14 protein-coding genes are annotated in these 12,556 nt (G+C 34.0%); 10 read left to right on the top strand and 4 right to left on the bottom strand.

From position 1 onward, the window contains the following. Position 1 precedes the first annotated feature (1 nt). The 10 genes from H1R17_RS03815 (at position 2) to H1R17_RS03770 (ending at position 7,703) form a co-directional block, all read left to right on the top strand. Positions 2–220, top strand: a complete 219-nt coding sequence (locus H1R17_RS03815; protein ID WP_163431424.1) for an AtpZ/AtpI family protein — start codon at positions 2–4, stop codon at positions 218–220. Continuing rightward, the gene (locus H1R17_RS03810) at positions 213–620 is read left to right on the top strand and encodes a hypothetical protein (RefSeq protein WP_163431423.1); all 408 of its coding nucleotides are present in this window, start codon (positions 213–215) and stop codon (positions 618–620) included. Before H1R17_RS03815 ends, H1R17_RS03810 begins: the two co-directional genes overlap by 8 nt. Positions 621–710: 90 nt before the next feature. Further along, positions 711–1,889, top strand: coding sequence for a F0F1 ATP synthase subunit A (atpB, locus tag H1R17_RS03805; protein WP_163431422.1), 1,179 nt, complete (start codon positions 711–713; stop codon positions 1,887–1,889). 55 nt (positions 1,890–1,944) lie between these two features. After that, complete coding sequence (locus tag H1R17_RS03800) at positions 1,945–2,139, top strand: ATP synthase F0 subunit C (RefSeq protein ID WP_060874638.1); 195 nt, start codon at positions 1,945–1,947, stop codon at positions 2,137–2,139. A 99-nt stretch (positions 2,140–2,238) separates the two neighbouring features. Then, positions 2,239–2,739, top strand: coding sequence for a F0F1 ATP synthase subunit B (locus tag H1R17_RS03795; protein ID WP_163431421.1), 501 nt, complete (start codon positions 2,239–2,241; stop codon positions 2,737–2,739). A gap of 6 nt (positions 2,740–2,745) precedes the next feature. After that, positions 2,746–3,279, top strand: a complete 534-nt coding sequence (gene atpH, locus H1R17_RS03790; RefSeq protein WP_163431420.1) for an ATP synthase F1 subunit delta — start codon at positions 2,746–2,748, stop codon at positions 3,277–3,279. Positions 3,280–3,316: 37 nt separating this feature from the next. Next, positions 3,317–4,891, top strand: a complete 1,575-nt coding sequence (gene atpA, locus H1R17_RS03785; protein WP_163431419.1) for a F0F1 ATP synthase subunit alpha — start codon at positions 3,317–3,319, stop codon at positions 4,889–4,891. Between the two features lie 85 nt (positions 4,892–4,976). Next, positions 4,977–5,837: an ATP synthase F1 subunit gamma gene (gene atpG, locus H1R17_RS03780; RefSeq protein ID WP_163431418.1), complete on the top strand. Its 861-nt coding sequence runs from the start codon at positions 4,977–4,979 to the stop codon at positions 5,835–5,837. A gap of 274 nt (positions 5,838–6,111) precedes the next feature. Next, entirely contained in the window at positions 6,112–6,462 is a 351-nt protein-coding gene (locus H1R17_RS03775) for a hypothetical protein (protein ID WP_163431417.1), read from the top strand. Between the two features lie 557 nt (positions 6,463–7,019). Further along, entirely contained in the window at positions 7,020–7,703 is a 684-nt protein-coding gene (locus H1R17_RS03770; protein WP_163431416.1) for a hypothetical protein, read from the top strand. Here the strand turns inward: H1R17_RS03770 and H1R17_RS03765 are convergent. The 4 genes from H1R17_RS03765 to H1R17_RS03750 all read right to left on the bottom strand — a co-directional run bounded on the left by H1R17_RS03765 (position 7,700) and on the right by H1R17_RS03750 (position 12,551). After that, positions 7,700–8,197: a GNAT family N-acetyltransferase gene (locus H1R17_RS03765; RefSeq protein ID WP_163431415.1), complete on the bottom strand. Its 498-nt coding sequence runs from the start codon at positions 8,195–8,197 to the stop codon at positions 7,700–7,702. The genes H1R17_RS03770 and H1R17_RS03765 overlap by 4 nt on opposite strands. After that, positions 8,197–10,419 carry a cation:proton antiporter gene (locus tag H1R17_RS03760; RefSeq protein ID WP_163431414.1) on the bottom strand — a complete coding sequence of 741 codons (2,223 nt, stop codon included), beginning with the start codon at positions 10,417–10,419 and terminating at the stop codon, positions 8,197–8,199. The genes H1R17_RS03765 and H1R17_RS03760 overlap by 1 nt, the downstream gene beginning before the upstream one ends. 132 nt (positions 10,420–10,551) lie before the next feature. Beyond that, positions 10,552–11,931 (bottom strand): DUF5689 domain-containing protein, encoded by a 1,380-nt coding sequence (locus H1R17_RS03755; RefSeq protein WP_163431413.1) that lies wholly within the window; start codon positions 11,929–11,931, stop codon positions 10,552–10,554. Between the two features lie 11 nt (positions 11,932–11,942). Then, a complete protein-coding gene (locus H1R17_RS03750; protein ID WP_163431412.1) occupies positions 11,943–12,551 on the bottom strand; it encodes a hypothetical protein in 609 nt (202 codons plus the stop codon). Positions 12,552–12,556: the final 5 nt, after the last annotated feature.

Genomic DNA, 12,556 nt, shown 5'->3' with positions numbered 1-12,556 from the left:
TATGAATAAGCCCAATAATTCAAATAAATGGTTGGTATTTACCAGTATTCCTTTTCAAATGGGTGTTACCATTTATTTGTTTTATAAAGTAGGAAATTGGTTAGATAAAAAATATGTTATTGCCAATGATTGGGGAACAAAAAGTGTAACTTTGCTCGGAATTTTTGTAGCAATGTATCAAATCATTAGCCAAGTAAATAAATTAAATAAAAATGGGTAAGGCACTTTCATTTGTAGGACAATTAACCATATTGGCATTAATTGCCTTTGGTCTTCATTTTTTACTTCAATCTATTACAAAAGATTTAGTTCTTTGGGATACCGCTTACATGCATTTATGGCAAATTTATGCTTTACAATTATTATTGTCTGTAGTAATGATTTTTGCTATGGTGGGTATTGGTAAAAGCATGCCGCAAAATGTTGGTTATGTGTTTTTAGGGGTCTTAACATTAAAAGTAGTTATTAATTACTTAGTAATAAACCCAGCCTTAGAAACAGCCAATACATCAGACTTTTTTAAGCACAATTTCTTAATTGTTTTCTTTTTGTTTTTGATATTTGATGTCTATGTAACCTATCGTGTTTTAAATCAATCGTATTCAGTAAAAAATAATTAAGAAAAAAAAGTTGAATTACTTCTGTGTGGAAACGATATTTATTGTATTTTTGCACAAAATTTTTGAACCATAAAAAAATTTAATTACGGTATGGTGACTATTAAAAAATCACTTCATTTGCTAACAGCGGTTTTATTTGCAATGATGCCTTTGGTGTCTAATGCAGAAACACCGGTGGTTCCTACACAGGATACAGTGCAAGTTGCAGTTGCTAATGATGTTCATGAAACACATGAAGCACACGCTGAAGAGCATGTAACAAAAGACCCAAGTTCTCCAGAATTTGTTCAAGAGTATGTGCAACATCACTTAATGGATGATCATTACTATTCATTTTACGGAGATGCAGAAGCTCACAGACACTATGGTTTTGCTTTACCTGTAATCTTAATTGATAATGGTTTAAAAGTATTCATGTCTTCTGAAGATTTTGTTTACAACGGTAAAGTTGTAGAAAATGGTGGGCAACATTATAAATATTACCACGGTAAAATTTATAAGACCGATGCTGCAGGTACTATTAAGTACGATGCTGAGCACCACCCAACAAATGAAAAACCATTAGATTTTTCAATCACCAAAAACGTAGTAGGTTTATTATTAGCTGCTTTCTTATTGTTTTTAGGTTTTACAGCATTGGCAAGAACTTACAAATCATCGCCAAACAATTTACCAAAAGGTTTTGCACGCGCTTTAGAGCCATTGGTTATTTATGTACGCGATGAAATGGCGCGCCCTAACATTGGCGACAAAAAGTACAAAAAATTCATGCCGTATTTATTATCGGTATTCTTCTTAATATTTTTATTGAATATTTTAGGTTTAACTCCGCTAGGGTTAAACGTTACAGGAAACATTTCAGTAACTGTTTGTTTAGCATTGTTTACCTTTTTATATACCAACATATCTGCAAATGCCGATTATTGGAAACACATTTTCTGGATGCCAGGTGTACCTGCACCAATGAAAATAGTTTTAGCACCAATTGAGGTGTTAGGTATGTTCACAAAACCATTCTCATTATTAATTCGTTTGTTTGCAAACATTACCGCAGGTCACTCGGTAGTAATGGGGTTAATTGCAGTAGCTTTCGTAATGAAACAATCATTAGGTGCTGCAGGTGCAACAGGAGTATCATTTTTATTATCAACATTCTTAGTTTTCTTAGAAATTTTAGTAGCGTTCTTACAAGCATTTATCTTTACAATGTTATCATCATTGTTCATAGGTTCAGCTGTACAAGAGCATGCGCATGATGATCATCACTAAGATATTTTAAAGTAGAGTATTAACATTTTGTTTAATTATATATAAATCAATTATTATGACAATCCCAACTATTATTGGTGCAGGTTTAATCGTGATCGGAGCTGGTTACGGTTTAGGTAAAATCGGATCTTCAGCTATGGACGCTATCGCTCGTCAACCAGAAGCTGCTGGAAAAATCCAAACTGCAATGATTATCATTGGTGCATTATTAGAAGGTTTAGCATTTGGTGCTTTAATCTTAGGTAAATAGTCACTAGAACAAAAAAGCAAATATCTGCAACGGTTGGTTGCAGATATTGTTTAATTAAACAAGAAATAAAGTAAAACATCAATTCACATTTTATAAATAATGGAAAAATTAATTAACGATTTTAGTTTTGGATTATTCTTCTGGCAATTAATTATTTTAGTAGTTATTATTTTCGTATTAGGAAAATTTGCTTGGAAACCTATCGTTAATGCTTTAGAAGCACGTGAAGAAGGTATTGCAGACGCTTTAGCAGCAGCTGAAAATGCTAAAAGAGATTTAGCTAACTTAAAAGCAGACAATGAGAAATTGTTAGCAGAAGCACGTTTAGAGCGTGATGCTATGTTGAAAGATGCACGTGATATGAAAGACAAAATGATTGCTGAAGCTAAAGAAGAAGCTCAAAATGCAGGTGCACAAATGATTGCACAAGCACAAGCATCTATCCAAAGTGAGAAAAACGCTGCAATGGCTGATATTAAAAACCAAGTTTCTACTTTATCTATTGATATTGCAGAGAAGTTATTAAAAAATCAGTTAGCAGATAAAAACGCTCAAGAGCAGTTGGTAGGATCATTATTAAACGATATTAAATTAAACTAATACGTTATGACGGGAACAAGAGCAGCGGTAAGATATGCTAAAGCAATTCTTGACGTGTCTAACGCAAAAGGAAATGCTGAAGTAGTTAGCGCAGATATGAAAAATATCGCAGACGCTATTTCGCAAAGCAATGAGTTAAAGTTATTTTTAGAAAACCCTGTAGTTAAAGGAGAATCTAAATTAGCTGCCTTAAACGAAATTTTTGCTTCGGCTAACGCAGATACTAAAAACTTATTTTCGGTTTTATTACAAAACAAGCGTTTAGATATTTTAGAAGCAATTGCAGCACAATATGCTACTTTATATGATGAGTTAAAAGGAATTCAGGTAGCTTATGTTACAACTGCAACTCCGTTAACTGATGCTTTAGAGGCGCAAGTGTTAGCAAAAGTAAAAGAACTTTCAAACAAAGATGTAAGCATAGTTAACGAAGTTAATGCTGATATTATTGGAGGTTTTATCATTCGTTTAGGCGATATGCAGTACAACGCATCTATTGCCAACAAACTAAATCAATTAAAAAGAGAATTTAATAATTAAAATCACACACGTTTAACGTGATAAAATAGTCAAACGCATGGCAGCAATTAATCCTGCTGAGATTTCAGCAATTTTAAAGAAACAGTTATCAGGTTTTGGAACAGAAGCTTCGGTAGAAGAAGTAGGAACAGTTCTACAAATTGGAGATGGTATTGCACGTGTTCACGGTTTAGCTAACGCACAATATGGTGAGTTGGTTCAGTTCGAGAGCGGGTTAGAGGCAATGGTACAAAACTTAGAAGAAGATAACGTAGGTGTTGTTTTATTCGGTCCGTCTACAGGAGTAAGCGAGGGTTCTATTGTAAAAAGAACAGGACGTATCGCTTCTATTAAAGTAGGAGAAGGAATGTTAGGACGTGTGGTAGATACCTTAGGTAACCCAATAGATGGTAAAGGTCCTATCACTGGAGATTTATACGAGATGCCAATCGAGCGTAAAGCACCAGGAGTAGTTTTCCGTCAGCCAGTAACAGAACCTATGCAAACAGGTATTAAAGCTATTGATGCTATGATTCCAGTTGGGCGTGGGCAACGTGAGTTGGTAATTGGTGACCGTCAAACAGGTAAAACAACTGTTTGTATTGATACCATTTTAAATCAAAAAGAATTTTACGATGCTGGTAAACCAGTATTCTGTATATATGTTGCAGTAGGGCAAAAAGCTTCAACTGTAGCAAACATTGCAAAAACGTTAGAAGAAAAAGGAGCAATGGCTTACTCAATCATTGTTGCGGCTAACGCATCAGATCCTTCTCCAATGCAAGTATATGCTCCTATGGCAGGTGCTGCAATTGGTGAGTATTTCCGTGATTCAGGTCGTCCTGCATTAATTGTTTATGATGATTTATCTAAACAAGCAGTAGCTTACCGTGAAATGTCGTTAATCTTACGTCGTCCACCAGGTCGTGAGGCATATCCTGGAGACGTTTTCTATCTTCACTCTCGTTTATTAGAGCGTGCTGCTAAGATTATTGGTGATGACGAAATTGCTAAAAACATGAACGATTTACCAGAATCGTTAAGACCAATTGTTAAAGGTGGTGGTTCATTAACTGCTTTACCAATTATTGAAACACAAGCTGGTGACGTTTCTGCTTATATCCCAACCAACGTAATTTCGATTACTGATGGTCAGATTTTCTTAGAGTCAGATTTATTCAACGCAGGTGTACGTCCAGCAATTAACGTAGGTATTTCGGTATCTCGTGTTGGTGGTAACGCGCAAATTAAATCAATGAAAAAAGTATCAGGTACATTAAAATTAGATCAAGCACAGTTCCGCGAATTAGAAGCGTTTGCTAAGTTTGGTTCAGACTTAGATCCTGTAACTTTAAACGTAATTGAAAAAGGTAAACGTAACGTTGAAATCTTAAAACAAGCTGTAAACGATCCTTATTCTGTAGAAGATCAGGTGGCTATTATTTACGCTGGTTCTAAAAACTTGTTACGTAATGTACCTGTTGAGAAAGTAAAAGAGTTTGAAAAAGAATTCTTACAAGTATTAAACTTATCTTACCGCGATACATTAAATGCTTTAAAAGCAGGTAATTTATCTGATGAAGCTACAGCAACTTTAGAAAAAGTAGCTAAAGAAGTAGCTTCTAAATACTAATAAAAGTGTAGAGTAATTAGTATTGAGAATCTAGATTTCTAACTTCTCAATACTAATATCTAATTTTTGTCTTAATTCAATTAAAATGGCAAACTTAAAAGAAATACGTAATAGAATCAATTCGGTATCATCAACCATGCAGATTACATCGGCAATGAAAATGGTATCGGCTGCTAAATTAAAAAAAGCACAAGATGCTATTACAGCTATGCGTCCGTACGCTGAGAAATTAACCGAGTTAATTCAGAACATTAGTGCAACCTTAGAAGGCGATGCTGGTGGTGTATATGCAGAACAACGCGAAGTAAATAAAGTGCTTTTAGTAATTATTACATCAAACCGTGGTTTGTGTGGTGGTTTTAATGCTAACATTATTAAAGCAACTCGCGATTTAATTGATAACGTATATGCTGGTAAAAAAGTAGATGTTTTAACTATTGGTAAAAAAGGGTTTGATAGTGTTGGTAAAACACAAACGCTTTTAGCTAACCGTAGTGATTTGTTTGATGCCTTAACTTTTGTTAATGTAGAAGCAGTAGCACAACAAATTATGGATACTTTTATTGAAGGTACTTATGACCGTGTTGAGTTGGTGTACAACCAATTTAAAAACGCTGCTACACAAATTGTAATAACAGAACAGTTTTTACCTTTAAAACCTATTGAGGCAACTTCTAACGCAACAGTAGATTATATTTATGAGCCTTCTAAAGAAGAGATTATCTTAAATTTAATACCTACATCGTTAAAAACACAATTGTACAAAGCTGTTTTAGACTCTAACGCTGCAGAGCACGGAGCGCGTATGACAGCTATGCACAAAGCTACTGATAATGCTAAAGATTTACGTGATCAGTTAAAATTAACGTATAACAAAGCACGTCAGGCAGCTATTACCAACGAAATCTTAGAGATTGTAGGTGGTGCAGAAGCATTGAATAACTAATATAGTTAATTACAATTCATAAAGAAAGCCTTTATCTTAGTTGATAAAGGTTTTTTAATTTTTTAAATACATTGCATGAAAAGCTACAATAGATTTAAAAGATTTTTCCTTTTCATCATTCTAATTACATGGCATTGAAAGAACATTGAGGAAATGCTGGAATGTGAAAGCTTAAAAAGGGAAGAATATTTTTATTGGATTTTCATTTTCCTTAATAATCTTAACTGTTGTAGTTATTCATAAAGATCAATAAAGAATTTAAAGATATTTTATAATGATAGGTTTCTTAATATTATTAATTTTTGCTTTTATACTTGATTACTTTATGTATACAAGATTAAAGCCGTTAACAGTTTTTGTTAAAAAAACTGAAGTTTTATTGTCCGCTCTTGCATTAAGCTTATTAGTATTAGGTTTAGTGCTTGAAACATTTGAATTGAATGATGTTTTTATGATATTATTTTTGTGTATAGGTATGGTAATTACTAGATTTTTTGATGCAATGAATTTAAATAAAGAGCGTAATCAGATAATTCTTTTTAGGTATTTATTAGAGATTATGCTTGTATTCTGCATTATTACCCAATTTGCTTATATATGGGATAAATGCTTAACGTATAATTAATAACCTTTATCTTAATTGATAAAGGTTTTTTTGTATTACGTATTAAACAGTATAAGCTTAATAAGAAGTTCTCTTTAAACACAAAGTAACAACGCACATTCATCCCAAACTTGTTTTAGGATCTCATGCATACTTCTTTATTTTGCGCGATTCTAATTTAAGCTACCCCGTTGTACACTTTATTGCAACTATAACCGTAAATTTAGTTTTAAAGCCTTTCTACTAATACAATATATCTGTTAACCCTATAGGCATACCTTATGTACGCTACAATGCATTGAACCATTTTAAGAAACATGTTTGTTTTTAGATGAAGTTACTTATATGATGTAATCTTGTGGTAGTATGAGTTCTCAATAAACTCAAACCGTCGTCGTTTTTACTTTGCTGTAATAAAATAACTAAACCATCATCTCAAAAGCATCTCTAGGCTTCCATCAGCAACATAAATAGCACCGCATACATAAAAACTTGCTTTTTGAATTAGCTTGAATATATGTAATTAAACTTTGACTATATTTATAACAATTAAGATTTGTTTTTGTAAAGTTTGTAATATGAAAAAGACTATTAAAATACATATTCCAAAGCCTTGTGAAAAGCAAGAATGGAGTTCTGAGCTTATTTCAAATAAAGAGAAGATGTGTTTGTTATGTAGCGAAAAGGTTTTTGATGCTACTAGCTTAACAGATGATGAATTACATCAATTGGTTACTTCAAAGACAAAGCCTAAATGCATTCAATTAAAACAATCGCAATTAAACCGACCGATTACTGTTTCTTCACATCAATATAAATATAAGCAGTTGCAGAATGCATTTTATGGTTTATTAGTAGCAGGCTTGGTTGTTTCATGTTCAGTTCAAAAACAACCTGAAAAGGCGATTGCTGATTATGAACAGTTGTTTCAAACAGATCCTTTTTTTAATGATACTTTAAAGGATGTTATTCGGGGAATAGTTATAAATTATGAAAACAAGCCTATTCCAAGAGCATTCGTTTCAGTAAAAGGAAGTAGTAAAGGTGTTAAAACTGATGAAAAAGGGTATTTTAAATATGAAATACCTCATTATGTCCTTTCTGATACAATGACTTTAAAAATTCAGGCTGTTTATTGGCAAGAACGGTATAATGATGAATTTATAATAATTAAAAATAATCTACCTTTGAATAGTAGCTTTATGATCATAGATCAAGAGATAGAAGATATTGTTGTGGGAATATACAGAACGTTTGATTAAGAGATTGTCATCTGAAAAGCATCTCTAGGACTTCCATCGGCAACATAAATAACACCGCAATAGGTAAAACCGTACTTTTTAAAGAAGTTTTGCATGGGTAGGTTGTTATTATTGGTATCAACCCTAATGTTGTTTGTTTGGGTAAAACAATAATCAAAGCACGCTTTGGCTACACCTTTTGCTTTGTTGTTTGAAGCTAGCCTATGAATTACGCCGTAAGGTTTGTTATTAAGCCAATTTCCGTTGTCAATAACGTTGTAGGTAGGTTCTGGGTTGTTGCCTGTAACAAAACAAAAATAACCTACTATTTCTTGGTTGTTGGTAATAACGTAACCGTGCTTGTTTTCAATATCGGTTGTAATAACGGTATGTGACGGATATCCGTTAATCCATTGGGTATGGTTACCGTTTTGACGCATGATGTTGCGGGCATCGTCAATTACCTGCATAATGGCTGGTATATTGGTTGGTTGTGCAAGTTGTATCTTCATCATTATTCAGCAAATAAATGGGCAATTTTCTTTTTATCGCCAACCAGCCATAAAATATCGCCTTTTTGTAAAATAAAAGTAGGTTGTGGGTTCAAAATACGTTCGCCATTACGCTCAATACCGGCAATAATACTATTGCTTTTCTCGCGTAACTTACTTTCACGAATCGAAAAGCCACACAAAGCATCATTGGTTAATTCAAACCCTTGTAATACAATTTCGGTGTGGTAATCAACCGATCCTACTAGCGATTTATCAATAAACAATTCAAAATCTTTTACTTGTTCATCGGTACCAATTACGTATAAAATATCTTTCGGGAATATCTTTTCGTCTTTATCGGGTATGTTGATAATTAAATCGCCTCGTTTAATAATGGCTACGTTTACACCTAATTCTTCACGTATTTTCAGATCCTTTAACGATTGACCGGATAGCAAAGATTCTTGCGGAATTTCAAAAGTAGTCATGTGTCCATCCCACGGCGTTAAATCGCTTTTGTTTCTAATGGCTTCTGATATTTCCCTGTCGTTAAAGTTCTCTATAAACTGATTTTGAATTTTGTTGTACCAAGCTTGTATTTTCTTTGGAAACAACACCCCAAAAACAATTAAAACCACCAATACAATTGCGCCCACAAGTGGATTGATTAATTCGTTGATCATTATGAAAACTATCATAAAACAAATTACAATTCTAAACAGCGCAATTAAAATTAAAGGGGTAATGTTTTTGTTGTCGCTTTTAAGTAGCTTTAATGAAGGCAATGCAACACGTTGTAATGCCAAAGCATACAAGAACGGTAAAATAGCCACCAGCGTTATAAAAACATACGAATAAAAGGTGATAGGGCCATTTGCTAGCGGAATTAAATAATAAATACTTACAAAGATAATACCCGCAATAATTACAGTATGTATAATGATGTGCGATAAAACGCCTGTAATGTATTTTTTCCAATGATTGGTTTTGCGAATGGTTTGTGTTTCGGATGAATAATTATCCAAACGATCTTCCCACTTTTGCGGAATGATTTTTTGTACTCTTTGGTAAACTTTTAACGAGCTTTTGATGAAGAACGGAGTGGTAAAAGTGGTAATTGCCGAAACCGCTACAACAATAGGGTACAAGAAACCACTGGTTACACCTAATGTCATTCCTAAAGTGGCAATGATAAAAGAGAACTCACCAATTTGTGCCAAGCTCATTCCTGCTTGAATAGATTGTTTTAACGGTTGTCCTGATAACAAAGCGCCTAACATAGTGGCAATTGTTTTACCAAAAATGGTAACAAAAGTAATGATGATAACAGGTACAGCGTATTCTTGTAAGGTGTCTAAATTAATCAACATACCTACCGATACAAAGAAAACCGCGCCAAATAAATCTTTTACAGGTTTAATTAAATGCTCAATTTGTTCTGCTTTGGTAGTTTCCGCAATGATAGATCCCATAATAAAGGCGCCTAATGCAGGTGAAAACCCAGCAGCATTTGCCAAAATAACCATTAGTAAACACAACGCAAGCGATACAATTAAAGTAGTTTCTTCGGTTAATAAATTACGAGTTTTTTTAAGCAATGTGGGTATGAAAAAGATACCAGCCAAGAACCAAAGTATTAAGAAAAAACCGAGTTTAAAGATAGATTCCATTAAGGCAACACCAGAGAATTGTTGCGATACGGCAATGGTTGATAACAATACCATTAGTAAAATAGCAACAATATCTTCTACAATCAATGTTCCAAATACTACCCCCGCAAACTTTTGCGTTTTCACACCCAGTTCATCAAAGGCTCGTAAAATAATGGTGGTGGATGACATGGATAAGATAGCTCCTAAGAAAATACTGTCCATAAAATTCCATCCCATTAGTTTACCTGTAGTAAAACCAACAATAATCATAGCGGCAATTTGTACACCCGCAGTAATGCTGGCAGAACCACCTACTTTAACCAGTTTCTTAAAGCTAAATTCAAGTCCTAAACTAAAAAGCAAGAAAATAACCCCAATTTCAGCCCATACTTCTACACTTGCCTTTTCTTGAACGGTCGGAAACAACGGAAAGTGAGGTCCTGCTAAGAACCCAGCAATTAAGTAACCTAAAACCAAAGGTTGTTTTATTTTCTTGAAGATCAGTACTGCAATACCTGCTGTCATTAAAATCAAGCCTAAATCAGAAATAAGAGGATATAAGTGGTGAGAAGTCTCTGCGGCTCCTTGCATAAAGTATGTTTTTGAGATTTTTTAAAGATACAAAATTACCACGAGTGTGTATTGCCTATTTGTATATTGTTTGCAATAAAAAAGCTGCTTTCATTGAAAGCAGCTTTTTTTATGATGATGTGATTTTGTTTCTTAATGAATTTCAAAATTATCAATATGTAAATCATAAGCAGCATTGCTACCTACTTTTAGAGCAAAAATATCACCAGTAGCAGCCGTGTTTATAGCAACATTAGAAATATTTAAGGTTACTTTAACCCATTTGCCATTCGTATCTATTGTGCCAGCATACGCATTAGTACCATTGCCTGCATCATTAAGATCGGCTTTGTTTAATGTTACTGCCATACTGTTTAGGTTAGATACGTTAAATACATCGTATCCTGAACCAGCACGGTAAATGTTTAAAGATAATGATTTGGTTGATGTACCTTTTACCCAGAACGTAATTTTGGTTGGTGTTGCAGGAATGGTTCCTTTAGCTGATGCCATAATAGTGAAAACATAATCATTAGCTGTTGGCGTACCATTGATGTGTAACGAGTTAGTGCCTAAAGCCCCAGTACCCATACCTTGAACAGCATATGATTTTAAACCAAAGTTGTTTACACCACCTGTAAAGCTAGCCCAGTTTTCAAAATCTGATCCAGTAAAGAAAAGATTGGTTGGTGCAGTTGGTTCTTCTCCGTTTCCAGGATCTTCGCCAATGCGATCTTCTGTTAACTGAATATCATTAAATGTGCGCGCCATAAATTGGTAATCGCTGTTGAACTTAGTTAAAACACCACGAATTTTACCGCTGTTTTTCACCACAACCTGTGATGCAAACTTAGCAAACTCGCTTGTTCTAAAAATCATGGTACCTGTAGCGTCTTCAATATTGTGATTGGTTGCACCGCCTAAAACATTAGCCGCATCGTAGTACGTTTTTCCAACTGCTTTATCAGCAAATTGTACTTTTTCAATTTCTACTAAAGTGTTTATGTATTTGTCGCTTTTTAATTCAGCAAGCGTTCTGGTGTGTACCAAATCTTTTTCAGCTACTTTGACATTTGAAGGCAGTACTTTTTTGTAGAAATCAGATTTTGACATTCTACCCACACTTGTTTCTTCAAAGATATCACCTACAACCAAAGATCCATTGGCAATCATAAAGTGCATATCTTTTAAATAGATGTATACTTTGCGCCCTGGAGCCATATCGTTTACAATGTTGTACATATCAACGGGTACCGAAAAACCTAAAGTACCTTCTAAATTTTGAAAAGATACCGATTTGTAAAACGTACCGCCTTCATCGCTAGATGATACATATGCCTCTATAATATCGTTTTCTGTATATTGTTGCAATGTTGTGTTTGCTTTAGCATACAATTGGTCTAATGTTATAGTAGGTGTAGCTTGGTGGTACTCAATAGTTGGTACCGAAACATCGTCGCTATTGGCACAGCTTGTTGTTATTAAAGTTGTAGCAATTGCTAAACTTAAAAAGGTATATTTTATAGCTTTCATTGTTACTTTAATTAAAATACTTTAATGTTATCAATCATATAAGAACCAGCGTTTGCACTTGCAGTTCCGCCTGTTGCTTTAAAAGCAATATGTATGTTGCCGCTAAATTCTTTTAAGTTAATACCACCAGAATTTACCCATACATAGTTTTTAGAACCAGCTTCAGGTTTTTTAAACTCAAATTTTACCCAAGTAGCGGTAGCAACATCGCCTGTAAAGTTGTTAGAAACATACAACTCTAAGTTGTTATTGGTACTGTTTACTACGTGGTGTTGTGACGATTGAAAAGTAAGACGTTTTACATTTGCCGCATCAATATTAATGGCTGGGGTTACAAACCACGCAACGTTTAACTGTTGGTTGCTTTGAAAAGGTGAAAATTCGTAATATTCGTTCTCAGATCTTGCGTCTTTTTTTCCTTCCCATTTTCTTGTACCTGCTTCCGCAAAATTAGTATAAGGTGTTTCGTCAAACTCTTTTGTGCTAGCACCTTTAAAATCTACTTCAAAAATAGTATTGTTAATTTTAGGTAATACTTGCTCATCTTCTGGGCTACATGCTGTAAACAAACTTGTAAGAGCAATAGCCGCTATAGGGAATATATAATTTATTTTTTTCATATCAC

The sequence above is a fragment of the Flavobacterium sp. xlx-214 genome (assembly GCF_013874595.1).
Classification (GTDB): domain Bacteria; phylum Bacteroidota; class Bacteroidia; order Flavobacteriales; family Flavobacteriaceae; genus Flavobacterium.
This window is presented reverse-complemented; position numbering and strand designations above follow the sequence as displayed.

Excerpts from the sequence above, each read along its gene's own strand:
- atpG (WP_163431418.1), top strand. The coding sequence starts at position 4,977 with ATGGCAAACTTAAAAGAAATACGTAATAGAATCAATTCGGTATCATCA.
- H1R17_RS03795 (WP_163431421.1), top strand. The coding sequence starts at position 2,239 with ATGGAAAAATTAATTAACGATTTTAGTTTTGGATTATTCTTCTGGCAA.
- H1R17_RS03750 (WP_163431412.1), bottom strand. The coding sequence starts at position 12,551 with ATGAAAAAAATAAATTATATATTCCCTATAGCGGCTATTGCTCTTACA.
- H1R17_RS03770 (WP_163431416.1), top strand. The coding sequence starts at position 7,020 with ATGAAAAAGACTATTAAAATACATATTCCAAAGCCTTGTGAAAAGCAA.
- H1R17_RS03810 (WP_163431423.1), top strand. The coding sequence starts at position 213 with ATGGGTAAGGCACTTTCATTTGTAGGACAATTAACCATATTGGCATTA.
- H1R17_RS03755 (WP_163431413.1), bottom strand. The coding sequence starts at position 11,931 with ATGAAAGCTATAAAATATACCTTTTTAAGTTTAGCAATTGCTACAACT.
- H1R17_RS03775 (WP_163431417.1), top strand. The coding sequence starts at position 6,112 with ATGATAGGTTTCTTAATATTATTAATTTTTGCTTTTATACTTGATTAC.
- H1R17_RS03765 (WP_163431415.1), bottom strand. The coding sequence starts at position 8,197 with ATGATGAAGATACAACTTGCACAACCAACCAATATACCAGCCATTATG.
- H1R17_RS03760 (WP_163431414.1), bottom strand. The coding sequence starts at position 10,419 with ATGCAAGGAGCCGCAGAGACTTCTCACCACTTATATCCTCTTATTTCT.
- atpB (WP_163431422.1), top strand. The coding sequence starts at position 711 with ATGGTGACTATTAAAAAATCACTTCATTTGCTAACAGCGGTTTTATTT.
- H1R17_RS03815 (WP_163431424.1), top strand. The coding sequence starts at position 2 with ATGAATAAGCCCAATAATTCAAATAAATGGTTGGTATTTACCAGTATT.
- H1R17_RS03800 (WP_060874638.1), top strand. The coding sequence starts at position 1,945 with ATGACAATCCCAACTATTATTGGTGCAGGTTTAATCGTGATCGGAGCT.
- atpA (WP_163431419.1), top strand. The coding sequence starts at position 3,317 with ATGGCAGCAATTAATCCTGCTGAGATTTCAGCAATTTTAAAGAAACAG.
- atpH (WP_163431420.1), top strand. The coding sequence starts at position 2,746 with ATGACGGGAACAAGAGCAGCGGTAAGATATGCTAAAGCAATTCTTGAC.